This window comes from Streptomyces sp. NPDC047108 (assembly GCF_040643575.1).
GTDB lineage: Bacteria > Actinomycetota > Actinomycetes > Streptomycetales > Streptomycetaceae > Streptomyces.
In genome coordinates, this window is sequence record NZ_JBEYUP010000024.1 from 1 (window position 1) to 25,732 (window position 25,732).

The 25,732-nt window shown below is 73.1% G+C and carries 23 protein-coding genes; 7 read left to right on the top strand and 16 right to left on the bottom strand.

The window, feature by feature from the left end:
- Window positions 1–90: 90 nt before the first annotated feature.
- From ispF to ABZ822_RS29125, 3 genes are all read right to left on the bottom strand, one after another.
- The gene (gene ispF / locus ABZ822_RS29115; protein WP_360860740.1) at window positions 91–600 is read right to left on the bottom strand and encodes a 2-C-methyl-D-erythritol 2,4-cyclodiphosphate synthase; all 510 of its coding nucleotides are present in this window, start codon (window positions 598–600) and stop codon (window positions 91–93) included.
- On the bottom strand, window positions 590–1,363 hold the full coding sequence (gene ispD / locus ABZ822_RS29120; protein ID WP_360860742.1) for a 2-C-methyl-D-erythritol 4-phosphate cytidylyltransferase: 774 nt from the start codon (window positions 1,361–1,363) through the stop codon (window positions 590–592). The genes ispF and ispD overlap by 11 nt, the downstream gene beginning before the upstream one ends.
- A 304-nt stretch (window positions 1,364–1,667) precedes the next feature.
- Entirely contained in the window at window positions 1,668–2,150 is a 483-nt protein-coding gene (locus ABZ822_RS29125; protein ID WP_003953493.1) for a CarD family transcriptional regulator, read from the bottom strand.
- 736 nt (window positions 2,151–2,886) lie between these two features.
- Here ABZ822_RS29125 and ABZ822_RS29130 point away from each other — a divergent pair.
- A complete protein-coding gene (locus ABZ822_RS29130; RefSeq protein ID WP_360860744.1) occupies window positions 2,887–3,609 on the top strand; it encodes a DUF461 domain-containing protein in 723 nt (240 codons plus the stop codon).
- A 186-nt stretch (window positions 3,610–3,795) separates the two neighbouring features.
- Here the strand turns inward: ABZ822_RS29130 and ABZ822_RS29135 are convergent, their stop codons facing one another.
- Both ABZ822_RS29135 and ABZ822_RS29140 read right to left on the bottom strand, forming a co-directional pair.
- Window positions 3,796–4,476: a response regulator transcription factor gene (locus tag ABZ822_RS29135; RefSeq protein ID WP_360860746.1), complete on the bottom strand. Its 681-nt coding sequence runs from the start codon at window positions 4,474–4,476 to the stop codon at window positions 3,796–3,798.
- On the bottom strand, window positions 4,473–5,765 hold the full coding sequence (locus ABZ822_RS29140; RefSeq protein ID WP_360860748.1) for an ATP-binding protein: 1,293 nt from the start codon (window positions 5,763–5,765) through the stop codon (window positions 4,473–4,475). Before ABZ822_RS29140 ends, ABZ822_RS29135 begins: the two co-directional genes overlap by 4 nt.
- Window positions 5,766–6,042: 277 nt before the next feature.
- On the opposite strand from ABZ822_RS29140, the gene phoU reads away from it, so the two are divergent.
- The 3 genes from phoU to ABZ822_RS29155 all read left to right on the top strand — a co-directional run bounded on the left by phoU (window position 6,043) and on the right by ABZ822_RS29155 (window position 8,376).
- Window positions 6,043–6,720, top strand: coding sequence for a phosphate signaling complex protein PhoU (phoU, locus tag ABZ822_RS29145; RefSeq protein WP_360860751.1), 678 nt, complete (start codon window positions 6,043–6,045; stop codon window positions 6,718–6,720).
- A 210-nt stretch (window positions 6,721–6,930) separates the two neighbouring features.
- Window positions 6,931–7,122 carry a hypothetical protein gene (locus ABZ822_RS29150; protein WP_360860753.1) on the top strand — a complete coding sequence of 64 codons (192 nt, stop codon included), beginning with the start codon at window positions 6,931–6,933 and terminating at the stop codon, window positions 7,120–7,122.
- 726 nt (window positions 7,123–7,848) lie between these two features.
- Window positions 7,849–8,376: a GNAT family protein gene (locus tag ABZ822_RS29155; protein WP_360860755.1), complete on the top strand. Its 528-nt coding sequence runs from the start codon at window positions 7,849–7,851 to the stop codon at window positions 8,374–8,376.
- A 58-nt stretch (window positions 8,377–8,434) separates the two neighbouring features.
- On the opposite strand, the gene ABZ822_RS29160 is transcribed toward ABZ822_RS29155, so the two are convergent.
- Window positions 8,435–9,079, bottom strand: a complete 645-nt coding sequence (locus tag ABZ822_RS29160) for a hypothetical protein (protein WP_360860756.1) — start codon at window positions 9,077–9,079, stop codon at window positions 8,435–8,437.
- A 177-nt stretch (window positions 9,080–9,256) separates the two neighbouring features.
- Window positions 9,257–10,018, bottom strand: coding sequence for a phosphoglyceromutase (locus tag ABZ822_RS29165; RefSeq protein WP_360860758.1), 762 nt, complete (start codon window positions 10,016–10,018; stop codon window positions 9,257–9,259).
- Between the two features lie 109 nt (window positions 10,019–10,127).
- Between ABZ822_RS29165 and ABZ822_RS29170 the strand changes: the two genes are divergently transcribed.
- Window positions 10,128–11,480, top strand: coding sequence for an MFS transporter (locus ABZ822_RS29170; RefSeq protein ID WP_360860760.1), 1,353 nt, complete (start codon window positions 10,128–10,130; stop codon window positions 11,478–11,480).
- 64 nt (window positions 11,481–11,544) lie between these two features.
- Here ABZ822_RS29170 and ABZ822_RS29175 read toward each other — a convergent pair whose 3' ends face one another.
- Both ABZ822_RS29175 and mshA read right to left on the bottom strand, forming a co-directional pair.
- On the bottom strand, window positions 11,545–12,078 hold the full coding sequence (locus ABZ822_RS29175) for a YbjN domain-containing protein (RefSeq protein ID WP_360860762.1): 534 nt from the start codon (window positions 12,076–12,078) through the stop codon (window positions 11,545–11,547).
- Window positions 12,071–13,360, bottom strand: coding sequence for a D-inositol-3-phosphate glycosyltransferase (gene mshA / locus ABZ822_RS29180; RefSeq protein WP_360860908.1), 1,290 nt, complete (start codon window positions 13,358–13,360; stop codon window positions 12,071–12,073). The genes ABZ822_RS29175 and mshA overlap by 8 nt, the downstream gene beginning before the upstream one ends.
- Window positions 13,361–13,895: 535 nt before the next feature.
- On the opposite strand from mshA, the gene ABZ822_RS29185 reads away from it, so the two are divergent.
- Window positions 13,896–14,807, top strand: a complete 912-nt coding sequence (locus ABZ822_RS29185) for a class I SAM-dependent methyltransferase (RefSeq protein ID WP_360860764.1) — start codon at window positions 13,896–13,898, stop codon at window positions 14,805–14,807.
- A gap of 129 nt (window positions 14,808–14,936) precedes the next feature.
- On the opposite strand, the gene ABZ822_RS29190 is transcribed toward ABZ822_RS29185, so the two are convergent.
- The 4 genes from ABZ822_RS29190 to ABZ822_RS29205 all read right to left on the bottom strand — a co-directional run bounded on the left by ABZ822_RS29190 (window position 14,937) and on the right by ABZ822_RS29205 (window position 19,241).
- Window positions 14,937–16,025: a caspase family protein gene (locus ABZ822_RS29190; protein WP_360860766.1), complete on the bottom strand. Its 1,089-nt coding sequence runs from the start codon at window positions 16,023–16,025 to the stop codon at window positions 14,937–14,939.
- Entirely contained in the window at window positions 16,022–16,630 is a 609-nt protein-coding gene (locus tag ABZ822_RS29195; RefSeq protein WP_360860768.1) for a hypothetical protein, read from the bottom strand. The genes ABZ822_RS29190 and ABZ822_RS29195 overlap by 4 nt, the downstream gene beginning before the upstream one ends.
- Before the next feature lie 113 nt (window positions 16,631–16,743).
- Window positions 16,744–18,066, bottom strand: a complete 1,323-nt coding sequence (locus tag ABZ822_RS29200) for a hypothetical protein (protein WP_360860770.1) — start codon at window positions 18,064–18,066, stop codon at window positions 16,744–16,746.
- Window positions 18,063–19,241: a hypothetical protein gene (locus ABZ822_RS29205; protein WP_360860772.1), complete on the bottom strand. Its 1,179-nt coding sequence runs from the start codon at window positions 19,239–19,241 to the stop codon at window positions 18,063–18,065. The genes ABZ822_RS29200 and ABZ822_RS29205 overlap by 4 nt, the downstream gene beginning before the upstream one ends.
- 297 nt (window positions 19,242–19,538) lie before the next feature.
- Between ABZ822_RS29205 and ABZ822_RS29210 the strand changes: the two genes are divergently transcribed.
- Complete coding sequence (locus ABZ822_RS29210; protein ID WP_360860774.1) at window positions 19,539–20,570, top strand: aldo/keto reductase; 1,032 nt, start codon at window positions 19,539–19,541, stop codon at window positions 20,568–20,570.
- Window positions 20,571–20,748: 178 nt separating this feature from the next.
- On the opposite strand, the gene ABZ822_RS29215 is transcribed toward ABZ822_RS29210, so the two are convergent.
- The 3 genes from ABZ822_RS29215 to ABZ822_RS29225 are packed head-to-tail and all read right to left on the bottom strand — an operon-like array spanning window position 20,749 to window position 24,990.
- Complete coding sequence (locus tag ABZ822_RS29215) at window positions 20,749–21,198, bottom strand: NUDIX hydrolase (RefSeq protein ID WP_360860776.1); 450 nt, start codon at window positions 21,196–21,198, stop codon at window positions 20,749–20,751.
- Window positions 21,198–22,781 (bottom strand): CHAD domain-containing protein, encoded by a 1,584-nt coding sequence (locus ABZ822_RS29220; protein ID WP_360860778.1) that lies wholly within the window; start codon window positions 22,779–22,781, stop codon window positions 21,198–21,200. Before ABZ822_RS29220 ends, ABZ822_RS29215 begins: the two co-directional genes overlap by 1 nt.
- Window positions 22,762–24,990, bottom strand: coding sequence for an RNA degradosome polyphosphate kinase (locus ABZ822_RS29225; RefSeq protein ID WP_360860780.1), 2,229 nt, complete (start codon window positions 24,988–24,990; stop codon window positions 22,762–22,764). The genes ABZ822_RS29220 and ABZ822_RS29225 overlap by 20 nt, the downstream gene beginning before the upstream one ends.
- Window positions 24,991–25,732 lie beyond the last annotated feature (742 nt).

A 25,732-nucleotide genomic window follows, 5' to 3' on the forward strand; every position in this document is an offset into this window, starting at 1 on the left:
GCGGTGCAGTCCTAGACAGCTCCACCACAGCGGAGGTCTTCGCTATCGATCAACCCCCACGACAGTCAACAACGCTCGTGATCAATACACCTAGGCGCGGCGGTACACGAGGGCCGTGGCGATGGCGGCCAGGCCCTCCGCGCGGCCGGTGAGGCCGAGGCCGTCGGTGGTCGTGCCGGAGACCGACACCGGCGCGCCCACGGCGGCGGAGAGCACCTTCTGCGCTTCCCCGCGCCGCTTGCCGATCTTGGGCCGTACGCCGATCACCTGGATCGCCACATTGCCGATCCCGAACCCGGCGTCCCGCACGATCCGGGCCGCCTCTGTGAGAAGAGTCACGCCGGAAGCGCCGGACCATTCAGGCCGGTCCGTACCGAAGTGCGCGCCCAGATCCCCGAGGCCGGCCGCGGAGAAGAGCGCGTCACAGGCGGCGTGCGCGGCCACGTCGCCGTCGGAGTGCCCGGCCAGCCCGTACTCGGCGTCCTCCCACAGCAGACCCGCACACCAGAGCTCACGGCCCTTCTCGAAGGCGTGCACGTCGGTGCCGATGCCCGTCAGGGGCAGAAGCGGCTGCCCGGAGGCGGGGGTCTCAGAAGCCATCGGTGGCCCTCCTGCGGGCGAGTACGGCCTCGGCCAGGACGAGGTCCAGCGGCCGGGTGACCTTGAACGCCTCCTCGTGGCCCGGCACGACCACGACCGGGACACCGAGCCGCTCGACCATCCCCGCGTCGTCCGTGGCCCCCTCGCCCTCCAGGGCGACCTTCTCGTGGGCCTCGACGAGCGTGGCGCGGTCGAAGCCCTGCGGGGTCTGCACGGCTCGCAGCAGGGCGCGCTCGGGCGTCCCCGTGACGGGCTCCGGCTCGCCGGCGGGCCGCGGCATGACCTGCTTGACGGTGTCGGCGAGCGGCAGGGCCGGGACGACCGCCGGGGCGCCGTCCCGTACGGCCGCGGCGACCGCGTCGACCGTGTCGACCGGCACGAGCGGCCGGGCGGCGTCGTGGACGAGGACGACGCCGACGTCGTCGGGAAGGGCCGCGAGACCGAGCCGTACGGACTCCTGGCGGGTCTCACCGCCGGGCACGACGAGCACATCGGTGGTGCCGGGCAGCGCGTGGTCGCCGAGAAGGTTGCGGACCTCGGCCGCGCCGTCAGGAGGGGCCACCACGACGACGACGGAGACGGCACGGGAGCGGGCCATGGCGCGTACGGCGTGCACCAGCATCGGGGTGCCGCTCAGGGCGCGCAGCGCCTTGGGGGCGCCGGGGCCGAGGCGGACACCGCGGCCGGCGGCCGGAATGACCGCGGCGGTACGGGTGTTGTTCGGGCTGCCGGAGCGTCCCGCGGGACGCGGCGTCTCGGACATTGGTTGCGCGTTCAGGTTTGTTTCCTCGGCCGGGTTGGGTATGGCCTCAGCGTGCCGGGCGCGAAGCCCCGACCAGTCCCTTCCGTGACAACTGGTCGAGCAGGATGCCCGGGCCCGGCACGCCTGACCAACAACAGAACGGCGCGCTCGTGCTGCCGTACACATGCCGCAGCGCCCGGCGACGGACTTTCGTCACTCGGGCACCGCGGCATAGACACACCAGCTGTCACGTCGGCTTTCCTCCCGGAAGGAATTCCGGGCCGGGGCCGGCGGAGCGTCGGACCTGCGGGGGCGGATCAGCGCGTCAGGACGCGAGGACCTCGTCGAGCAGAGCCTCGGCCTTGTCCTCGTTGGTGTTCTCCGCGAGGGCGAGCTCGCTCACCAGAATCTGCCGGGCCTTGGCGAGCATGCGCTTCTCACCTGCGGAAAGCCCGCGCTCCCGCTCACGGCGCCACAGATCGCGCACAACCTCCGCGACCTTGATCACGTCGCCGGACGCGAGCTTCTCGAGATTTGCCTTGTAGCGGCGGGACCAGTTGGTCGGCTCTTCCGCATACGGTGCACGCAGCACCTCGAAGACCCGGTCCAGCCCGTCCTGCCCGACCACATCGCGCACGCCGACGAACTCCGCATTGTCCGCTGGCACACGAACCGTCAGGTCGCCCTGGGCGACCTTCAGCACCAAGTAGGTCTTGTCCACGCCTTTGATCTGGCGAGTTTCGATGGCCTCGATCAGCGCGGCCCCGTGATGGGGATAGACCACGGTGTCGCCAACCTTGAACGTCATGTGACAGGTACCCCTTCCGTGGCTATCCAGAGTAACACGGGAACGGCCCGTTCTGAATGGCGTTTTCGCAGGTCAGGGCATATCTCGGGGCTTGACAACAGCGACCGGAACGTGCTGCGGGGGCTCTCGGGAGGCAGGAATTCGCAGGTCGGAGGGGCTGCGGCGGCGGGGCGAAACATGGCCGTTACCCACCTTGCGGGGCCCTCAAGACAGGTCGAACGTCCCGGTTTGCCGGAGTCCAGGTGGCTGACTTCCACTACTCCAATCGGATCCTTCGAGCCCGGTACGACACGTTCCGCGAATTGATCACCGTGTTGGTGTCGGCGTGAGTCCGCGACATGCATCCGCGGTGTGCGCCGGGGTGTTCATCGGCGCGTTTCAACCGTGCGTTCCTCGCGGTGTTCAGCGGGGCGTTCACCGGGGTGTTCATGAGGATGTCCGGGGCCGTGTTCATCGAGGTCTTCATCCGGCTGTTCATCACCGGCACCTGACGGAGAACCAGGATCGTCCGTACCGATCAATGCTGATCAATTCCGGCGCCTTCCCGGATTCGCCCGGAAAATCGTCCGGACAGGTGTCCGGGGGATTTTCCGCACGGGCTCCCGGAAGGGGACGAATGGCGGCGGGGCGGGTCGGGTGCGAGGCCGGGAGGACGGCTCGGTAACCTAAGCCCGCTGACAAGCCCTTGGGGCGGTTCCGAGCCGCCCCTCCCGTCGTCCAAGGAGTTGCCGCCGCCGTGAGCCGCAGCATCCGACGCGGCGCTCTCGCCGCTTCTGCCATCGCCTTCTCCCTCGCCGCGCTGACCGCCTGCGGGGCCGGGAACTCGGCCTCGACGCTGCAGGTCAAGCCGGACAACGCAGCAACACACGTCGGTGAGATCAAGGTCCAGAACGCGAACGTGATCACCCAGCCCGAGGGCACCGAGGGCTCGGCCGTCATCGCCGCCAAGATCTTCAACAACGGCGACGAGGACCAGGTCCTCCAGTCCGTCACCGTCGAGGGCTCGAAGGAGAAGGTGAAGCTCTCGCCGGCCAAGGGCACCGGGCCGCTCACGGTCCCGGCCGGCGGCGCCCTGATCCTCGGCGGCGAGGGCAACCCGTCCGCCGTCATGGCCACCGGCAGCGAGTCCATGCGCGACGGCGACGTCCAGAAGGTCGTCTTCGACCTCAGCCGGACCGGCGAGGTGCGCCTCGATGCGTTCGTCGTACCCGCGACGCGCTACTTCGAGGGCTTCGGCCCCACCGCCGTACCGACCCCCTCGCGCTCCGCGAGCCCCTCCGCCTCCCCGACCACCGGTGAGGACCAGGAGGGCGAGGAAGGCCAGGAGGGCGGCGAGGACACGTCGGAGGACGAGGAGGACGAGCTGAACGGCGACGACGCCGGGACGCAGGCGTCCCCCGGCGCCGACGCGTCCGCGAGCGCCGGCCACACCACGGGCGGGTCCTCCGCGGGTCACTGAGACCACCGCGAGACGCCTCCGCGGGTCACTGGGACCGCGGACGGCGGACTGGCCGGGCAGCACCACGGCTCAAGGCCCCGGAGCGATGCGCTCCGGGGCCTTGAGCCGTCATCGCCCTCAAAGGGCAGGGAATTCCATGGCCGTCGGGCCGGGCGTCCGTCTCACGCCCGCGTCCCGACGCCCTCTCTAGGGCTCGAACTTGTAGCCCAGACCACGCACCGTCACCAGGTAGCGCGGCGCCCCCGGATCCGGCTCGATCTTGGCGCGCAGCCGCTTCACATGGACGTCCAGGGTCTTGGTGTCGCCCACGTAGTCGGCGCCCCAGACCCGGTCGATGAGCTGCATACGCGTCAGCACCCGGCCCGCGTTCCGCAGCAGCATCTCCAGCAGGTCGAACTCCTTGAGCGGCAGGTCCACCTTGCCGCCGCCGACCGTCACCACGTGCCGGTCGACGTCCATGCGGACGGGCCCGGCCTCCAGGGCGGCGGGAACGACCTCCTCGGGCTCCCCGCGCCGCCGCAGCACCGCACGGATACGGGCCACCAGCTCGCGGGACGAGAACGGCTTGGTCACGTAGTCGTCGGCTCCTATTTCGAGCCCGACGACCTTGTCGATCTCACTGTCCTTGGCGGTCACCATGATGACCGGGACGTTGGAGCGGCCGCGCAGCTGGCGGCACACCTCCGTGCCGGGCAACCCCGGCAGCATCAGGTCGAGCAGCACGAGGTCGGCACCGTTGCGCTCGAACTCGTCCAGGCCGTCGGGTCCGGTGGCCGCGATCGCGACCTCGAAGCCCTCCTTGCGGAGCATGTACGACAGCGCGTCGCTGAACGACTCTTCGTCCTCGACGACGAGTACTCGGGTCACGGAAGGACCTCCGGGGCGGGAAGGGTTTCATCGGTGAAGGTCTCATAGGGACGTTCGACGTCGTCGGCATCGTCGTCGTCGATCTCGTCCGGTCCCACGAGGGACTGGTTACGGCGGTCCGCCTTGTCCCGGTCCCGTTCGCGGCCCGCCTCCGGGAGCCGCAGGGTGAAGGTGGAGCCCTGTCCTTCGGCGCTCCAGACCGTGACCTCCCCGCCGTGCGAGGCGGCCACGTGCTTGACGATGGCGAGTCCCAGTCCGGTCCCGCCGGTGGCGCGTGAGCGCGCCGGGTCGACGCGGTAGAACCGCTCGAAGATCCGGTCCTTGTCCCGGTCCGAGATGCCGATGCCCTGGTCGGTCACGGCGATCTCGATCATTTCCCCGCCGGGCGAGGTGACCCGGCGCGCGGCGATGCCCACGCGCGTACGGGCCGGGCTGTAGTTCACGGCGTTCTCGACGAGGTTGCCGAGGGCCGCGGCGAGCTGGCCGCGGTTGCCCCACACGCGGAGGTCCGCCGTACCGCCGGCCGCCATGGTGATCTGCTTGGTGCCGGCGGCGTGGCGGCACCGGTCGATGGCCTCGGCCACCAGCTCGTCGGCGCGGACGGGCTCGGCGTCCTCCAGCGGGTCGTCGTTCTGCACCCGCGAGAGGTCGATCAGCTCCTGGACGAGGCTGGTCAGGCGGGTCGCCTCGACCTGCATGCGCCCGGCGAAGCGGGTGACGGCCTCCGGGTCGTCCGAGGCGTCCATCACGGCCTCGGAGAGGAGGGAGAGGGCACCGACGGGGGTCTTGAGCTCGTGGCTGACGTTCGCGACGAAGTCGCGCCGCACCGCCTCTATCCGCCGGGCCTCGGTCAGGTCCTCGACCAGCAGCAGCACCAGCCGGGAGCCGAGGGGGGCGACGCGGGCGGAGACGGCCAGGCCGTCGCCGCGCCCGGCGCCGCGCCGGGGCAGGTCGAGCTCGATCTGGCGTATCTCGCCGTCGCGGCGGGTGTCCCGGGCCATCACCAGCATCGGCTCGACGGCCAGCTTCCCGCCGCGTACCAGCCCGAGCGCGTACGCCGCCGAGCTGGCCTTCACCACGCTGTCCGACTCGTCGAGGACGACCGCCGAGGAGCGGAGGACGGAGAGTACGGTGTCGACGCCGGGCGGGAGAGCGGCGTCGGTGTGCAGTGAGCTGCGGGTCGGCCTCGCCTGTTCCCGCTCGCTCCAGCGGAACGCCAGCATGGCGACGACGCCGGTGCACACGCCGGCGATCGCTGCCAGTGCGGCAACCGCCGCGTTCACATCCATGCGTCCAGATTAAGCGGGTGGTGAGCACGCTCCACAGGCCGTCGGAGGCGACCTCCGACACTCGTTGCCGAGAGTTCACCTGCAGGTCGTGGCGGGTTCACCCTGGTCAGACGGGTGTCGACCGGCGGTCGCGGCGGGGCTCCGTAAGGGACGCCCCGCGTTGCCAAGAGTTCACGGTGATGTGGGTGGGCGTTCACTCCGGTGGCTCGAAGGGGACGCACAGGGCCCCGAGCGTGGATGCTGGTGAAACCAGCCAGTTTGAGAGATGAGGATTTCGATGCGGGACGCATACCACGAGGAACTCGATTCGATCAGCGAGGGCCTGGTCGAGATGGCCCGGATCGTCGGCTCCGCGATCGGCCGGGCCACGACGGCGATCCTCGACGCGGACCTCAATCTCGCCGAGAGCGTGATCGCTCAGGACGAGAAGGTGGACGGCCTCCAGCGTGAGCTGGAGCAGCGGGCGATAACCCTTCTGGCGCGCCAGCAGCCGGTCGCGACCGACCTGCGCATCGTCGTCACCTCGTTGCGGATGAGCGCGGACCTGGAGCGGTCCGGCGACCTCGCGCAGCACGTCGCCAAGCTCGCGCGGCTGCGTTTCCCGGCGTCGGCGGTACCGCAGGACCTGCACGCCACGATCCTGGAGATGGGGCAGCTCGCGCAGCGGCTGATGGCCAAGGCCGCCGAGGTCATCATCACCAAGGACGTGGACCTGGCGCTCCAGCTCGAGCAGGACGACGACGAGATCGACCTGCTGCACCGCACGCTCTTCCAGCACCTGATGGACGACCGCTGGAAGCACGGCATCGAGACGGCGGTGGACGTGACGCTGCTGGGCCGCTACTACGAGCGCTTCGCGGACCACGCGGTCTCGGTGGCGCAGCGGGTGGTCTACCTGGTGACGGGCGAGCACGCGGACGAGATGACCCCGCCGATCACGGTCGAGGGCGCGTAAGCGGGTGCTCCGGCCCGGTGCCCCGAGGCCCGGGCCTCGGGGCTTCAGGGCTTCGGGGCTTGGCGTCAGGGCCTCGGGGCTTGGGGCCAGGGCCTCGGGGCTTGGGGCCAGGGCCTCGGGGCTTGGCGTCAGTCGGGGCTTGGCCAAGGCGCGGCGATGGAGCGCGGTGCTCTGCCGTGAACCGGTTCCGGCCCGCGACCGTACGACCACATGCGGAACCGTACGAAGGAGTTCGAGGCAGCCGGGGGCAGCCACACGGACTCTCCGTACGGGGGCACGCCGCGCGCCTGGCCCGGCCGTGCGGGCCTGGCGGGGCAGGCCCGGCTGCAGAGACGGCATCAGGGGGTGCCGTCGGAGCAGCCGGGCGGGCCCGCCTGGCTGGGCCGGATCGCGGCCGCGTAGGGTCTGGTGCGCTACGGCAGCGGGTCCGCGACGTGCGTGCTGTGGGGGCGTGCACGACGCGGACCCGGTGCCGGGGCGTCCGGCAAGGCGCCGTAGACGGCAGGCGACCGGACTGCCGCGGGCGACCGGACTGTTGCGGGCGCCGAGACGGCTTGCGTGCGCCCGGAGACGGCCGCGGGCACGGGGGCGTACGCGCGTATGCCGACACGCTTCCGCGCGCCGTTGGTGCGCCTTCGGACATGGGTAGGCACGTGAGGACGCTCTGCCTTCGAGGAGGGATCCCATGGCCGACTCCCCCAGCACGCCCCCGCGCCGCGAGCAGCCGTTCACGGACCGCTCGCCTCAGGTGGCCGACGTACCGTCCCCGATCGTGGCCGCATGCGGCTGCGGATCCGGGTGCGGCTGCGGCTGCCAGAGCGGCGGGCCGTGCCAGTGCGGCGGCTGCTGCGGCTAGCAGGCACACCACACCGCGGACGGGCGCCACGCCTCACGGGCGCATGCGAGCCGCGGACGGAACGCGAGCCCCGGCCGGCGACCCGGCCGGGGCTCTGCCGTGACGTGAGGGCGACGAGGGTTGACGACGAGTCGGCCCGAGTGGCGCACCACAGCTTTCCCCGGGTAGTTCCAGGTACCGGCGGCACGGAGCGCGTGGAGGGACCGCTTGCGGTCGGCAGCGGCGGTCGAAACCCGGTTGAGCGACCTGCCACTCTCCGGTAGCAAGTCCGCATGATGCGAGGCGACAAGGTCGAGCTGCGGGCTCGGCACGAGGCTGACGTTCCGGTGCTGCACGCGCTTCACGACGACGTGGCGACCCGGTGCCGCGAGGACTCCAGGCCCTGGCAGCCGATCCCGGCGGACTCGCCCCACTCCCCCTTCGCGGTGGCCGACCCGTCGGACCACGTGGTGCGCTTCTCGGTCGTGGAACGCGACACCCAGGAACTGGCCGGAGCGGCCCAGCTGGGGGGCATCGACCTGCACAACAGGTCGGCGAACCTGGGGATTTCGGTGCTCCCCGCGTTCCGCGGCCGGGGCCTCGGCTCGGACGTGGTCCGCGTGCTGTGCGAGTACGGGTTCGCGGTCCGCGGGCTGCAGCGGCTCCATGTGGACACGCTGGCGGACAACGCCCCGATGATCGCGGCGGCGACGAAGGCCGGCTTCACGATCGAGGGCACGCTGCGCAGGGCGGCGTGGGTGTACGGCGGCTTCCGCGACGTGGTGGTGCTGGGTCTGCTCGCGGACGAGTGGACTGCGTGAGGAGCCACGGTCTTTGCCGGGACCGGCCTGGGTACGAAGGGGCTGGGCCGAGGGTGACTCACTCACCGGGAGGTGCGTTTGATCCTTCGCCGGGGCGATACGAGAGCACCGGGTCGGCCCAACCGTCGAGGCGGCGCGAGAGGCCGAAACGCGAAGGCAGCCACCAGCGTCGCCTGACATGGCCGACTGCGGCCGAGGACCACTGAGGGCCGGACAGATCACCCACGCCCCACCACGTCTTCACCGCCTTGTTGCCGTGCAGCGTCAAGAGCGGCCAACGCGGGAGGTGCAATCCGATGAAGAACATGGAGACGTCGTCTCCGCACTTGGTGGTGTAGAAGTAGCGCTCGATGTCGGTGTAGCTGGCTCCCAGTCCGCAGTCCAGACCCATGGTCCCGCCGAGCCATGTCAGAGCGAGCTTGCCGCCGGCCGGAACGGACGGCACCAGCACCGGGTTGAACCAGGTCTCGCTGCCCAGCCCCTTCTTGAGGCTGGTCCTCACGGTCTGAGCGACAACGATGTTGGTGGCCGGACCCGTTCCTACGTTGACGAGCCACCACTTGGGCTCACCGGAACCGCCCTGCCCGCTCTCCCACATGAACTGCAGCACAGGCATGTGCGAACGGCGGCTGGACGCATAGGCGACGACCAAGGAGCCCAGCGACACGAGGACTGCAAGGACCGAGATGAGAACTGTCAGCATCGCCCCTCCCCTTGCACGGCGAGCGTGGGTCCTCCCTACCCGCTCCGTCGTTGCCGAACGCGCGGGGTGCGGTGTCGGGCGCGACCAGCGGCCGAGACAGCACGACGACGGCGCCGGCGCAGCGAAAAGCCCCCTCCCCACGGCAACGCCGCGGGCAGGGGGCTTCTGCCGTCGTGCTTACTTCTTCTTGCCCTGGTTCTTCACGGCCTCGATCGCCGCCTTCGCCGCCTCCGGGTCCAGGTACGTGCCGCCCGGGTTCAGGGGCTGGAAGTCGGCGTTCAGGTCGTAGGCGAGCGGGATGCCCGTCGGGATGTTCAGGCCCGCGATGTCCGCGTCCGAGATGCCGTCCAGGTGCTTGACCAGCGCGCGCAGCGAGTTGCCGTGGGCGGCGACCAGGACCGTGCGACCGGTGAGGAGGTCCGGGACGATGCCGTCGTACCAGTACGGCAGCATGCGCGTGACGACGTCCTTCAGGCACTCCGTGCGCGGGCGGAGCTCCGGCGGGATCGTGGCGTAGCGCGGGTCGTCGCTCTGCGACCACTCGGCGCCGTCCTCGATCGGGGGCGGCGGGGTGTCGTACGAGCGGCGCCAGAGCATGAACTGCTCCTCGCCGAACTCGGCCAGCGTCTGCGCCTTGTCCTTGCCCTGGAGCGCTCCGTAGTGGCGCTCGTTCAGGCGCCACGAGCGGTGGACCGGGATCCAGAGGCGGTCGGCCGACTCCAGGGCGAGCTGCGCGGTGCGGATCGCGCGCTTCTGGAGCGAGGTGTGGACGATGTCGGGGAGCAGGCCCGCGTCCCCCAGCAGCTCGCCGCCGCGGAGCGCCTCCTTCTCGCCTTTCTCGGTCAGGTTCACGTCCACCCAGCCGGTGAACAGGTTCTTCGCGTTCCACTCGCTCTCGCCGTGGCGGAGGAGGATCAGCTTGTATGTCGCGTCGGCCATGGCCTGAGCCTAACCAATATTCGATGGCGCCCCGGAACCCCGCTGTCGTAAGCTCCGCTGCCGGAGGGCGCCTGTTACGCGCCTGTCAGGTCGAGCCGGGGGGTCCGTCATGTCCGTCGCTGCTGTGCAGCGCGCCGTCAGGGAGAGCGTCTCCGGTCTCCCTCGTGCTTTCTGGTGGCTGTGGACCTCCACCCTGATCAACCGGCTCGGCGGCTTCGTCGCCACCTTCATGGCGCTGTACCTGACCATGGAGCGCGGCTACTCGGCCTCGTACGCGGGCCTGGTCGCCGCGTTGCACGGGCTCGGGGCCGCCGTGTCCTCCGTGGGCGCCGGCGTCATGACCGACCGGCTCGGGCGGCGGCCGACGCTGTTCGCCGCGCAGCTCTCGACGGCCGCCTCCGTGGCGCTGCTGGGCTTCATGAGCCACCCCGTCGCCATCGCCGCCGTCGCGTTCCTCGTCGGGATGACGAGCAACGCGTCGCGCCCGGCGGTCCAGGCGATGATGGCCGACATCGTCGCCCCCGAGGACCGCGTACGGGCCTACTCGCTCAACTACTGGGCGATCAACCTCGGGTTCGCGGTCTCCTCGGCCGGCGCGGGGTTCGTCGCCGAACACAGCTACCTCCTCGGCTTCCTCATCGAAGCGGGGATGACGCTGGTGTGCGCGGTCGTGGTGTTCGTGAAGCTCCCGGAGTCGCGCCCCGAAGTGGTGCGCGACGCCGACGGAAGGGAACAGCGGCCGCCGATCAGCATCGGGACCGTTCTGCGCGACCGGCGCTACATGAGCGTGGTCGCGCTGTCCTTCCTCATGGCCCTGATCTTCATGCAGGGGTACGTGGCGCTGCCCGTGGCGATGGGCGAGGACGGCTTCTCAAGCTCCGACTTCGGTGCCGCCGTCGCCGTCAACGGCGTGCTCATCGTGGCCCTCCAGATACCCGTCACCCGCTTCATCGAGCACCGCGACCCGCGGCGGCTGATGATCGCCGCGGCGCTGCTGGCCGGGTACGGCTTCGGCATCACCGCCTTCGCCGGGTCCCTGGCGGTGTACGTGCTGACCGTCTGCGTGTGGACGCTCGGCGAGATCATCGCGTCGCCCACCAACATGGGCCTGGTGGTGCGTCTCTCGCCGACCCATGGGCGCGGCCGCTACCAGGGGATGTTCACGCTGTCCTGGTCGCTCGCCGCGCTGACCGCCCCCGTCGTGGGCGGTCTGGTGATCGACGCCTACGGGGCGGACTGGCTGTGGGCCGGCGTCGCGGTCGTGGGCACGGTCGCCGCGCTCGGCTTCTGGCTGGTGCTGCGGGACCTGGGCGATGAGGACGGGGAGAAGGACGGGACAGCCGAGGCGAGGAACGACAGGGCGAGGAACGACGGGACAGCGGTGGAGGTCGTCCCGGCTGCCGAACGCCCTGCCACCGTTGCCGTCGAGGCCACCCGGCCGCGTACGGATCCCGTGGCCTGAGCCCCCTGAGCCCCCTGAGACCGCTGAGTCCCTGAGTTACGGCCTCTAAGCGCCGTGCCCCGCGTCAGGCCGGGTCCGTCGCCTCCGCCTGGTCGGCGGTCTGCCGCGTCAGGTGTCCGAACGCCTCGAGATTGCGCGTGGATTCGCCGCGCGCCGTGCGCCACGCGTACTCCTTGCGGATCGCGGACGCGAAGCCCATCTCCAGAAGGGTGTTGAAGCTGCCGTCCGCGTTCTCGAGGACCGTACCGAGCAGCCGGTCCAGCTCCTCCGGTGTCACCGCGGCGAGCGGCAGCTTGCCGACGAGGTAGATGTCGCCGAGCGAGTCGATGGCGTAACTCACGCCGTACAGCCGGGTGTTGCGCTCCAGCAGCCAGCGGTGGACCGCCGCCTCGTTCTCGTCGGGGTGGCGTACGACGAAGGCGTTGATGGACAGCGAGTGCCTGCCGACCACCAGGGAGCAGGTCGTCGACAGCTTCCGGGTGCCCGGCAGCGTCACCACGTACCTGCCGTCCGCCGGGCTCTCCCACTCCAGGTCCGCGTCCTCGAGGGTCTGCTCGACGGTCTTCCGGACGTTCGGATCAGCGTCTGCGTCAGCCATGGAGCGAGCGTAGACGACGCCGTTCGTGCAGCGCCGCGGAGTACAGGTCGGCCGTCGCCGCGGCCGCCGTGTCCCAGCCGAACGAGGCCGCGTGCCGCGCCGCCTCCGCGCCCATCCGGTCCGTCAGGGAGGGGTCGTCGGCGAAGCGGCCGAGCGCCCGCGCGTAGTCGGCCGGGTCGTGGCCGGGGACGAGGAAGCCGCTCTCGCCGTTCCGTACGGCGACGGGCAGGCCGCCGACCGCCGCCGCGATCACCGGGGTCCCGCACGCCTGCGCCTCCACCGCGACCAGGCCGAACGACTCGTTGTACGAGGGCATGACCAGCACGGAAGCGGCCCGGTACCAGTCGGCGAGCTCGTCCTGGCCGACCGGCGGGCGGAAGCGGACCACGTCGCAGATGCCGAGCCGGGCGGCCAGCTTCTGCAGCCCCTCGGGCTTGGCGAGGCCGCTGCCGCTGGGGCCGCCCACGATCGGCACGACGAGCCGCTCGCGCAGCCGCGGCTGCTCCTCCAGGAGTTCGGCGACGGCGCGCAGCAGGATGTCCGGCGCCTTGAGCGGCTGGATACGGCCGGCGAAGAGCGGGATCAACGCGTCCTGCGGGAGCCCCAGCCCGGCCCGGGCGGCAGCGCGGCCGTCACCGGGGCGGAAGCGTTCGAGGTTCACGCCGGGGTGGACGACGGCGACCTTGCGGGGGTCGGCGTCGTAGTGGCGTACGAGTTCGTCCGCCTCCTCCGCGGTGTTGGCGACGAGCCGGTCCGCGGCGTCGACGATCTGCGTCTCGCCGATGACGCGGGCGGCGGGCTCGGGGGTGTCGCCCGCGGCCAGGGCGGCGTTCTTGACCTTCGCCATGGTGTGCATGGCGTGGACCAGCGGCACACCCCAGCGCTCGGCGGCGAGCCAGCCGACGTGGCCGGAGAGCCAGTAGTGGGAGTGGACGAGGTCGTAGTGGCCGGGGCGTTGCCCGGCCCAGGCCTGCATGATGCCGTGGGTGAAGGCGCAGAGCTGGGCGGGCAGCTCCTCCTTCGCCAGGCCCTCGTACGGGCCCGCGTCCACGTGGCGTACGAGCACGCCGGGCGCCAGCTCGACGGCGGGCGGCAGGGCGCCGGTGGTGGAGCGCGTGAAGATCTCCACCTCGATGTTGAGCGCCGCGAGGCGGCGGGCGAGTTCGACGATGTAGACGTTCATGCCGCCCGCGTCGCCCGTGCCGGGCTGGTGGAGCGGTGACGTGTGCACGCTGAGCATGGCTATGCGACGGGGGAGGCGCGGGGCACCCGGCAGCCGCAGCCGCCCGGGGCCCGTGAGGGTGCCGGGGACACGACCGCGCAGTGCTCCGAGCCGGGACGCGTACTGGCTCACCGTGCGAGACCTCCTTGCTGGACGTTGGACGCACCAGTCCTGCCAAGCGGGTAACCAGCGGAAAGGCCCCACCATTTCCGCTTTGCCAAAACGTGATGCCCGTCGCACCCCGGGGGCGGTGCGCGCGGGGCGTCCGGGGCTCCGGGGGCTGATGAGCCGCCGGAGGTCGCGGAGCGGTGACCCGCGGCGGGTCGGCGCGGACCCTTCCGGACGGGCCCGGTTGGTCGCGGGCGGTCTGGGCGCCCTGGTCGGGGGGGGCGCCTTGGTCGCGGGCGATTGTGGGCGCCTTGGTCGCGGGCGCCTGGTCGCGGGCGTCCTGGACTGCCTCGGGCCGCCTCGGGCCGCCTCGGACCGTCGAGGCCGGCGGCCTGCGCTTGCCGGGCGGGGCGGTGTTCCCCGCTCACCGGGGCGCCTGCCCGGCCGGGCGGCTGTCACGCCCCGCCCCACCGCCTACCCTCGTCGCATGGCCTCCCGCATCCCCTCGTCCCGGCCCGTCGGGAACGTGACGCGTGGGACGACCAACCCCAACCGTCTGCGGCGGATGGACCGCTGGATCGCTGCCGTGCACGGCAGCGCCCTGCGCCGTACGCCGGAAGCCGTCGCGGTCGACCTCGGGTACGGCGCCGCACCCTGGACCGCGGTGGAACTGCTCGCGCGGCTCAGGACCGTACGCCCGGACGCCCGCGTGGTCGGCATCGAGATCGACCGCGCTCGCGTCGAGGCCGCCCGCCCGTACGAGCGCGACGGCCTCGTCTTCGCCCACGGCGGCTTCGAGATCCCGCTGCCCGGCGCTCCCGGTCCACGAGCCGGGCGGACGCAGGGCGGCGGGCCGGGGCCCGCGGCCGGGTCGCCGCCCGGTGGCGTGCAGAGGTCCGGGGCCGGGCGGATGTCCGGCGACGCGCGGCCGGTGCTGATCCGGGCCGCCAACGTGCTGCGCCAGTACGAGGAGGACGAGGTCCGGGGTGTCTGGGAGCGGCTGTGCGGGCGGCTCGCGCCCGGCGGGCTGCTGGTGGAGGGCACGTGCGACGAGATCGGGCGGCGGCACGTCTGGGTCGCGCTCGGGCCCGAGGGACCGCGCACCGTCACCTTCGCGGCCCGGCTCGGCTCTCTGGCCCAACCCTCCGACCTGGCCGAACGCCTGCCCAAAGCGCTGATCCACCGGAACGTCCCCGGCGAGCCGGTCCACGCCTTCCTGCGCGACCTCGACCGGGCCTGGGCGGCCGCGGCACCGCTCGCCCCGCTCGGCGCACGGCAACGCTGGACCCGCGCCGTACGCGATGTGGCCACCGACTGGCCGCTGACGGGCGGGCCGAACCGCTGGCGCCAGGGCGAGGTCACGGTGCGGTGGGAAGCGGTCGCGCCGAAGGACGGCTGACGGCGGCCCGCTCTCGCGGTTCGTCCGCACGGTCCGTCCTCGCGGTCCGTCCTCGCGACTCGTCTCACGCGGGGGGCGCTCGCCAACAACCCGGCCCCGGCCCCGGCTCCACGCGCCGCCCGTGGTTCGTCAGGACGCGCGGGTGCGCCAGTGGGTCAGGCTCGCGCGGGCCGCGGTCACACGGGCGGCGTCCGCCGGGGTCGCCGCTTCGGCGTCGGCGACCACGGCCTCCAGCAGACGGACCGCGGCGCTCGCGTCCCCCGCCTCCCCCACCAAGGAGGCGTGCGCGTGCCGGTAGGCGAGCACGTCCGGGTCGGCGGCGCCGAACACGCGCACACCGTCGTCCACGATGCCCGCGAAGAGGCGTACGGCCCGGGCCAGGCGCCCCGGGCCGGCCGCCGACGCGCCCCCGAGCGCTTCCTGCCGTACCCGCAGGGCGAATTGCGCACGCGCCGCCAGACCGGGGCGAGTCCGGCCCGTACCGTGGGCGGGGTTACGGGCCAGGGCCAGGTCCCCGCTGAGTCCGGCCGTCCGTTGTCCCGGTACCGGGCAGGGTTCCTCGGCGGTCGGCAGCGCGACCGCGAGCCGCCGGTGCAGCAGCGCGAGGTCGAGGTGGCCCGGTCCTTCGGGGACGCCGTCCGCGAGCAGACGCAGCAACTCCCCCGTGAACCCGGTGAATGCGGCGTCGGTCCCGTACCGCGCCCGCTTCGTACGGCTCGTGGCCGTCAGCAGATGGACGTCCGCCGCCGCCGGGGAGTCGAAGGCGCGCCCGGCGAAGCAGCAGTCGAGGATCGCGACCCGGTGGCGGGCAGCGGAGTGGGCCAGGGCGGCGAGGACGTCGTCCACCGGCAGTGAGGTGCGCGCCGCCCGCGCGGGCTCGTCGACGGAACCGGGCAGGGCCAGGCAGAGCCGGTCCCCCTCCCCGAGCAGCCCGTGGCCCGCGTAGTAGAAGAGGCAGAGGTCGAGCCGGTCGCCGCCGCGGGCGGGCATGAGGTCGAGGACGTCCGAGGCGCGTCCGGGATCCACGCGGGTGCGGACCCTGCTCGGGTCGAACAGCCCCGACGGGCCGGTCAGCGCGTCGGCGAAGGCCCGGACATTGGCCGCGACCTGCGGGATGGGCCGGAGCCCGCCGGGGGCCGTGTGGCCGGCCGTGCCGACGAGGACGGCCGCCGAGCGCGGCCGCCGGGGGACGGCGACGGCCCACGCGTCACCGGTCAACCGGCCCTGCCCCGGCCGTCGTTGTCCCCGCGGTGCGATGCGCCGTCACCCTGCGGTGCGCCGTCACCGCGGTCACCGCCGTCACCACGGCCGCCCGCATCCGGGGCACCTCCGGAACGGGCACCGCCGCCGTGTGGTGCGCCGTCACCACGGTCACCAGCATCGGGGGCGCCCCCGGAACGGGCATCGCCGTCCAGGGCCCGGTCCGCGTGGGTGGGGCCCTCGGTACGCACACCGCTCACGCCGCCCGCCACGAAGCGTTCCAGCCGCTCCTGCATTGCCTCCGCCTCCGCGCGGCTGCCCGCGGACAGCTGCAGCTCCGCGCCGTCCGGCCGTACCGCGCGCACGCTGATGCGGCGGCTCCGCGCGCGCTCCGCCAGCCACATGCCGAACGCCCCGACACCCGCACTCAGCAACGGCTCGACCGCGCCCAGCAGTTCGGCCGCGTCGGCCAGACCGCCCTGCTCCCCGAGGGCCGGAGCCACCATCCTGACGCGGGCCGCGCCGGCCAGCTCCTCGTCGTCGTCCAGCCATGCGGCGAGGTCGCGGGCGAGGGCGTCCGCCTCGGCGGTGGTGCCGCCGAATTCAAAGGTGAGCGCATTCACGGGTGCGGCCCCAAGGTCGTGTCCATCGGGTGGGCTTCGGATTCCTGCGGGGCAACCATGCTGCCGGTACAGGCGAGTTGGCGCCACGTCCGCTCAGCGGCACTGCAACGCGGTCACCGGAGTCCGCCGGTGCCGGGCAGGTCAGGGAAGTGGGGGTCGGCGGCCCCGCCGCGTCTCCCGCCCGCACCCGGCACATCCGCCTCACGCCTCGCCTCCCACCGCGTCTCCGTGGCGAACAGGGGTGGCCGGCCCGGGATCTCGTACGGGAAGCGGAAGGCGGCCGTCGCCTCCGGTAGATCCACCAGATCACCGAGGATCCGCTCGACCTGCCCCATGTGCCCCTCCGGGACGCCCTGGCGGTACGTCTCCTCCAGCCAGGAGCGGTTGATCGCCGTGACATTCCTCCAGGCCGTGGCCGCCTCGTCGCCGCGCGGCACGCACACGGCCGCGCGCCCCCCGACTCCGCTGCCGGGCACGGCCGTTACCGGCCCTCCCGTCCTTCCCGCCGCTCCGGCGTCCGACAGCGTGGACGCGACCACCTCCGCCAGGTGCACCGGCACCGGACCGTCCGCGGCGACCGCGACCCGGAGCCGGAAGGCGTGGCCCGTGTAGCGGTGGGCCGCGTCGTGGTACGCGGGCGCTGCCCGTACGGCGAAGGGGTCCGGCGGCACGGGCTGCTGGTACACGGGGTTGGGGGTGCCGGGGGCGGCGAGCCGACCGTACTCCTGCGCGAGATAGGCGAGACGGGAGCGCAGCCCCTCGCCCACCTCGTAGGGCTCCAGGCAGACGCCGACCATGGTCCGGTGTTCCTGGCGGGCCAGGGCGTCCCACACCGGCTCCCAGGACACCGCGCCGCCCGCCAGCGGGTGGACGAGGACCCCGACCCGGAAGCGTGCGTCGTACCGCGTCGACCAGGCCCAGCTCAGCCCCTTGCGGACCTCCGCTACACCGGGCAACACCGTTGGCTCCGGCAGGTGTTCGGGGTCCGCAGGGTGTACGGGCCCCTGTTGCGCGGCGTCCGGCCCGAACGGCATGAGTGCGCTGCGCACCCCCGCGGCGTCGAGTTCACCGGCCCGTACGTGGCGCGGCGCGGCCCGCAGCCGGGTCCGCAGTGCGCGTGCCGCGGCCGCCGCGCCCGCGGGGTCGGGTGCGTGGACCTGGCCGAGCAGGGTGCAGGACACCCGTCGCGTCACCGGGTCGTTGACGTAGCGGAGTTCGATGCGGTGGCCGCCACGGGGCTGCCCCTGCTCCGCGAGCCAAACCTGCTCGCGGGACACCGCCTCGGCCCTGCGCTGCTCCTCCGGCAGGCCCGCGAAGCCGCCGTGCTCGGCGGCCGTGGGCGCGGGCTCCAGCCGCACGCCCGTCCAGGCCCAACTGCCCTGCGAGCCGTACGAGATGAGGATGTCGTCAGGGGCGGCCGGGTGCTCCGCGGTCATGCCTTCGGCGACTGCGGATCCGGTCCGCCGCGGGAGCCGCCCGTCCCCGCACCGCCGTCCCCGCCACCGCCCGCACCGCCGTCGGCGCCACCGCCCGGCTCGGCGGCGGGCCGCCAGGCGCGCGTGTCGTACCCGGCGCCGGCCGTCGGGTCCTGCGGCGGGGGCGCGGGGTACGACGGCGGCGCCGACGGCGCACCGGACCCGCTGCCCTGCGGCGGCACCGTCGCCGACGGCGGCACCGGCCCCTGCGGCGGAACGCCGCCCAGCCCCGGGCCCGCGCCCGGAACCGGCCCCGGCGCCTGCCCCTGCCCGGGCCCCATGCCCGGCGCGGGAGCCGCGGGCATCACGGCCTCCTCCACCGGCGGCAGCCCCTGCGGGAAGCCGTACGAATCCGGGACGTCGATCCCCTCGATCGCCACGAACAGCCCCTCCCGGCACGCCAGATGGACCGCCTCGCGCATCGCCTGCGGCCGGTCGGCCCGCATGACCTCCTCCTCGGGTGAGTTCTGCCCGAGGATGCCGCGGAAAAGGTCCCCGACGAACTGGGCGATGAGCGTGGCACCGCGGCGCGAGCGCCACATCATCCAGCCCAGGTAGAGGCTCGTCCCGTAGGAGAAGACGGACACGTACGCGTTGTACGGGCCGTCGGAGAGCACCAGCCGGTTGGCGACGCCGGCCCCCGGGCCGATGGCCCGCATCCGGCGCTCTCGCACGACCAGCGGGCTGCGGCGCGCCCGCAGCGTGCCGCGGATCTGGCTGTAGACGGCGACCGCGCGGTCCTCGCGGTCGGCGAGGAGCACCCGCCAGGCCGCGATCGGCTCGGTGACCCGCGTCAGCAGAAGGACCAGCCAGAACGAGACGCCGGACGCGATGAACGCGAACACCAGCCAGCCCGCTCCGCCGCCGTCGTCGCCCGAGTCGCCGTACCCGTACGCCGATTCGTAGGAGCTGCCCGCGTCCGCGATGAGCGTCATCAGCCCGATGAACCCGGGGATGACGAAGACCGCGGCCGAGACGACGAACGCCCGGAGCCACAGCTGGAGCACGACCCGCCAGCCGACGCTCTCGGCGAGTCCCAGCTCGATGTCCCTGTGCCGCAGCGTCTTGTCCAGGTACGCGGCATTGGCGTCCCCGCCCCGCCAGCCCGGAAGCTGCATGCCCTCGCCCGTGATCACCTGTCCCCCAGATGTGTCGCACACCGAAACCGAGGGGTGACAGGCTGCCACGCCACAGCCCCAAGTGCACCGGGATTAACGGAACTTGACCGTGCGCGGACAGTCCGGTCGCCTGCCCCCGTGCGGGGACCGGCGAACCGGCGGACAGTGGGAGGGGAAGGGGGACGGCGCCCGTCGCGCCCACGGGCGTACACCGCGGCGCGCAGGCACAGCGGGCGGCATTCCACAGCGGGCGGCGTACGCGGCGGACGGTGAACGCGCCGCGGCGGCCCCCCGGCCCTACGGAAGGGACGACCCATGAAGCGCAGGATTCTCGGTGGCACCGGCATCTCGGTCAGCGAATACGCGCTCGGCGCGATGATGTTCGGCGCCATGGGCAACCCCGATCACGACGAGTCCGTGAGCATGATCCACCGCGCCCTGGACGGGGGCATCAACTTCGTCGACACCGCCGACGTCTACAGCGCGGGCGAGTCGGAGGAGATCGTCGGCCGCGCCCTCAAGGGGCGGCGCGACGACGTCGTCCTCGCCACCAAGGGGCACGGCTCGATGGGCGACGACGACAACCGGCGGGGGAACTCGCGGCGCTGGCTCACCCGCGCCGTGGAGGACAGCCTCCGCCGCCTCGGCACCGACTGGATCGACCTCTACCAGGTCCACCGCCCCGACCCCGCCACGGACATCGACGAGACGCTGTCCGCCCTCTCCGACCTCGTACGGGCGGGCAAGATCCGGGCGATCGGCCACTCCACCTTCCCTGCCGAGCAGATCGTCGAGGCCCAGTGGACGGCCGAACGGCGCGGTCACGTCCGCTTCCGCACCGAGCAGCCGCCGTACTCGATCCTCGCCCGGGGCGTGGAGGCCGCCGTCCTGCCGACCGCCCAGCGGTACGGCATGGGCGTACTGACCTGGGGTCCGCTGAGCGCCGGCTGGCTCTCTGGCAAGTACGCGAAGGCGGCGGACGTCGATCTCACCGAGGGCAGCGGCCGGGCGGCGCTCGAGCAGCACAAGTTCGACCCGGCACGGCCGGGCAACGCCCTCAAGCTGGAGGCGGTGGGCGAGCTGACGAAGCTGGCGGCCGACGCGGGCCTGAGACTGCCGCACCTGGCGATCGCGTTCGTACGGGCCCACCCCGCCGTCACCTCGGTGATCATCGGCCCGCGCACCCCGGCCCACCTGGAGGACCTGCTGGACGGTGCGGACACGGAGCTGAGCCAGGACGTCCTCGACCGGATCGACGAGATCGTTCCGCCCGGCACCGACCTCAACCGGGACGACAGCTACTACATGCCGCCGGCGCTCGCGGACGCGGCGCTGCGCCGGCGCTGACCGCGCTCGCTCGGACGCGGCTACCAGGAGGTGTCCGGCCTCAAGAGAAGTCCGGCGCGGGAGATGTCCGGCGCAAGAGACGTCCGCCGCAAGAGACGTCCGGCGCGGGAGATGTCCGGCGCAAGAGACGTCCGGCCTCAGGAGATGTCACGGCACCACGCGATGTCCGGCGTCCGCGTCAGGCCATGCGGAGGGCGGAGAGCAGGGCGTCCACGAGATCCCGGTCGCGTTCATGGCTGATCCGCAGGCGGGCGGCGGACGGCGGCAGCCACGCGATCCGGTCCACCTCGCGGTTCGGCACGAACGCCCCGTCGGTCGCCTCGGCCGCCCAGTACAGGACCTCCTTGGGCCGGGCGTTCGCCACGTAGTGGGCGCTGGGCAGCCGGGCCCCGGGCTCGCAGTCGTAGCCCGTCTCCTCGAACACCTCGCGCAGGGCTCCGCGCAGCGGGTCCTCGCCGCTCTTCAGCTTGCCCTTGGGGTGCGACCAGTCGTCGTACTTCGGCCGGTGCACCAGCGCGATCTCGATCGGCTCGGTGTGCCGGCCCGAACGCGGCGTGCGGCGCCACAGGACGCAGCCGGCCGCCCGCACCGCACGCTCCGGTGCCGCTCCGCCCGCGCCACCAGCCATCAGACGCTCACCACCATCCGCTGCCAGATCCTGCCGAAGGCGAACCGCGCGGCCTCGACGTCGTGCCGCTGGTCGGCGTGGAGCACCCCCAGCGCGTACGCCGTCGCCGGCGCGATCCGGGGCGTACGGGCCGCCGCCGCGGCGGCCGCGGCGGCTTCCGAGGCGTCGCGGTGCCGGTCCAGGGCACGGGCCGCGCTCAGGAGCCGGGCAGCCTGCGACGGCTCGTCGCCTCCCCCTGCGCCCGCGCCCGGGTCGACCGGGTCCAGCACTTCCAGGCCGCAGCGGCACAGCCGGACGAGCAGCCTCACCTGGTGCCAGGGCGCGTCCTGCCGCTCGGTCGCGGGCGGCGCGTCCGCGGTGGCGGTGGCCGCCAGGCCGTGGACGAGCGCCTCGGCGTTGTACGGATGCCCGGCCCGGTAGAGCGGCAGCATCTCGACCGCCTCCACGAGCCGCTCGTGCACCGCGTCGACCGGAGGACCGAGCACCTCCTGGGCCGGCCCGTCGCAGGCCGCACGGTCGAGCGGCACCTCCGAGGCCAGGACGGCGACGGCGTCGGCGACCGCGTGGAAGCGGGAGGAGCCGATCGCCTGGAGTGCCGCCGAGTGCGCCCGGGTCCTGGCCAGGGTGAGCTGCCGTTCGAGCAGCGCTCCGGCGCGCGCGGCGCCGACGGTCAGGGCGGCGGGCGCGGCGGGCGCGGCGTCGCCGGGGCGGCCTCGGGCGGGTCCGGTGCGCGGCTCGGCGGCCTCGGCGCCGTCGCCGCCCCGTACGCGCACGGTCCGGGCCGGCGGGACGCGGCGGGCGGCGGAGGGGCGCCGCCCGCCGGGGGACGTACCGGGGCCGTCGCCCTCCGGGGTGCCGCGCTCACGGGTCCGGTCACCGCTCGGTTCACCGGTCCCGTCACCGCTCGCAGCAGGTGCCGTGCCGTCGGGGAGGTCCGGCCAGACCGTGCCCGCGCGGTCAGCGGCGCCGGGCCCGTACCCGTACCCGTCGTCGGACGCGCCCAGGTCCTGCGCCGCACCGTAGGGGCTCGCGTCCGCGCCCGAGAGGCGGTGCAGCGCCGCCCGGAGCCGTTCGAGCCGGGCGGTGTACGTGTGCTCGTGCGCCAGGGTGCCCGTGAGCCAGACCAGCTCGGCACGGAACGGGTCGGCCCAGGCCGTGTCGGTCAGCGGCCGGAAGATGTGCAGCGCGCCGCTGATCCGCCGGGCCGAACGGCGCATCCGCCGCGCCGCCTCGACGGCCTCCTCGGCGTCCGCTCCGCTCCCCCGGTGCAGCCGCAGGCTGCGGAGGAAGTCGGCGGCCTGCGCATGGAGATAGGCGGCCAGCACATCCCGTCCGGAGCCGCCCGCCGCACCGCGTGGGTCGGGCGGGGCGGCGGGTGCAGCCGTCCGCGCGGGGGCGTGCCGCTCCAGGAGCACGCGGCCCGTGCCGGGGGCCTGACCGCGGCGGTCGCGCTGCTCGCGCCCCGACCGGTCGGTCGCGGGCGCGGCGCCGGGCGCCGTGCCGGGCAGGGCGACGGGCTCCGGCCACGGAGAGCCGCCGCCGTCCCCGTAGCCGCCCGCAGGGTCACGATGTCGCTGGGCCACGCCGGCGCCTCCGGGCGTCGATGAGCATTTCCTGCACGTTCCGCAGCGGCTGCCCTTCCGCATCCACCGCGCGCCGCGTCCAGTTGCCGTCCGGGCCGAGGTGCCAGGACGCGGTGTTGTCGGACATGCCGGTGTCCATGAGCCGGATCAGATACGCGCGGTGGGCCGCGTCGGTCACCCGCACCAGTGCCTCGATCCGGCGGTCCAGGTTCCGGTGCATCATGTCGGCGCTGCCGAGCCAGACCTCGGGCTCCCCGCCGTTGCCGAAGGCGAACACGCGCGAGTGCTCCAGGAAGCGGCCGAGGACGCTGCGCACCCGGATGTTCTCGGAGAGGCCCGCGACACCGGGCCGCAGCGCGCAGATGCCGCGCACCCACACGTCCACGGGCACGCCCGCCTGCGCGGCCCGGTAGAGCGCGTCGACGACGGCCTCGTCGACCATCGAGTTGACCTTGACGCGGATGAACGCGTCCCGGCCGGCCTGGTGGTTCGTCGCCTCCTGGTTGATCCGCGCGATCAGGCCGTCGCGCAGCGAGCGGGGCGCGACGAGGAGCCGCCGGTAGGTCTCGCGGCGGGAGTAGCCGGAGAGCCGGTTGAACAGATCGGAGAGGTCGGCGCCGACCTGCTGGTCCGCCGTGAGCAGCCCCAGGTCCTCGTACAGCCGCGCGGTCTTCGGGTGGTAGTTGCCGGTTCCGACGTGGCTGTAGCGGCGCAGGGTGTCGCCCTCCTGCCGGACGACCAGCGACAGCTTGCAGTGCGTCTTCAGCCCGACGAGGCCGTAGACGACGTGGCAGCCGGCTTCCTCCAGCTTCCGCGCCCACTTGATGTTCGCCTGCTCGTCGAAGCGCGCCTTGATCTCGACCAGGACCAGCACCTGCTTGCCGGACTCGGCCGCGTCTATGAGCGCGTTGACGATCGGTGAGTCACCGGAGGTGCGGTAGAGCGTCTGCTTGATCGCGAGGACGTCGGGGTCGTCCGCGGCCTGCTCCAGGAACGCCTGGACGGACGTGGAGAACGAGTCGTACGGGTGGTGCAGCAGCACGTCCCGCTCGCGCAGCGCCGCGAAGATGTCGGGGGCCTGCGAGGACTCGACCTCGGCCAGGTCCCGGTGGGTGCCCGCGACGAACTTGGGGTACTTCAGCTCCGGCCGGTCGAGCTTCACCAGGCCGAAGAGGCCGGTGAGGTCCAGCGGGCCGGGCAGCGGGTGGACCTCGGCCTCGGAGATCTTCAGCTCGCGGACGAGCCGGTCCAGGACCCGGGGAGCCATGGACTCCTCGACCTCCAGGCGCACCGGCGGGCCGAAGCGGCGCCGCATCAGCTCCTTCTCCAGGGCCTTGAGGAGGTTTTCGGCGTCGTCCTCCTCCACCTCCAGGTCCTCGTTCCTGGTGACCCGGAACATGTGGTGGGCGAGGACCTCCATGCCCGGGAACAGCTCCTCGAGATGCGCCGCGATCACGTCCTCCAGCGGCACGTACCGCTGCGGCGACGCTTCCAGGAAGCGGGAGAGCAGCGGCGGCACCTTCACGCGCGCGAAGTGCTCGTGCCCGCTGACCGGGTTGCGGACGACGACCGCGAGGTTCAGGGAGAGGCCCGAGATGTACGGGAAGGGGTGCGCGGGGTCGACCGCCAGCGGGGTCAGCACGGGGAAGATCTGCTGCCGGAAGAGCGTGAACAGCCGGGACTGCTCCTTGTCGGTCAGCTCCGGCCAGCGGATCAGGTGGATGCCCTCGTCGGCGAGTGCGGGCAGCACGTCCTGCTGGAAGCAGGCGGCGTGCCGGGCCATGAGCTCACGCGACCGCGTCCAGATCAGGTCCAGCACCTCGCGGGGCTGCAGGCCGGAGGCCGAACGGGTGGCCACGCCGGTGGCGATACGGCGCTTCAGGCCCGCGACCCGGACCATGAAGAACTCGTCCAGATTGCTGGCGAAGATCGCCAGGAAGTTGGCCCGCTCCAGCAGCGGAGTGGAGGGGTCCTCCGCAAGCTCCAGCACCCGCTCGTTGAACGCGAGCCAGCTCCGCTCCCGGTCCAGGAACCGGCCCTGGGGAAGCTCACTCGTCCCGCCGTCGTCCTCGTAACTGTCCAGATCGGCGTCGAGGTCGGGCTCCAGGTCGGAGGCGACCGCGGCCACCGTGGCCGGGCGGTGGGCGGCGATGGAGCCGACCGAGGGCTGCACGTGCTGGACCGAAGCCTGAGCGCTGGAGTCGTTCATGTCCTCATTGTTCCGCGCCGACGGCCGGAAGGGCGCGGCGGAAGCGGGGGGAGGCGCGGCTCGTAGCCGTCGCGTGGGGTCGGTCGGCGCAGCGTGCTGCATTCATCGATGCTCGCAAGCAAGGTTGAATCACCGGTAACGCGAACATGGCGGACAGGCAAGCGCACCGCTGCGCGGGGGTGGCGGGGCTCCCGCGCCACCCGGGGGCCGCTCTCCGGGGCTGCCGCTGTGGGGCCGCCGCTGCGGGGCGTCCCCGGGAGGGCTGCGGGGCGTCCCCGGGGCCCGCTGCGAGGTCCCCCGGACCGCTGCGGGGTCCTCCCGGGAGGCCGCTCCGGGCTGTCTCCGGGGACAGCTGCGGGCTGGCTGCGGCTGGCTCCGGGACCGCTGGGCGGCGCGGCTGCCGGGAGCGGGGGGGGCGCGGCACCCACTGCGGTAGGGCGGGGTGGGGAAGCGTCTGCCGGGGACCGTCTGCCAGGAATTGTCTGCTGGTCTGCCGTCTGCTCACTCGCCCGCACGGCGCCGGGCACGGGCCCGCCAGGGGCGTCGGCCCGGCTGGATTTGCCCGCGTGGACTTGCCCGGCTGGACCTGCCCGGCTGGACTTGCCCGGCTGGACTTGGCCGCCTGGCACTTGCTCGCCTGGACCTGCCCGGCTGGACTTCCGCCGTCCCGCGAGGAGCGGTTTCGTCTCGCGCCTGCGGCGCACAGCCGAGCATCGGGACAGGCACGGGGCCGGTGACGGCC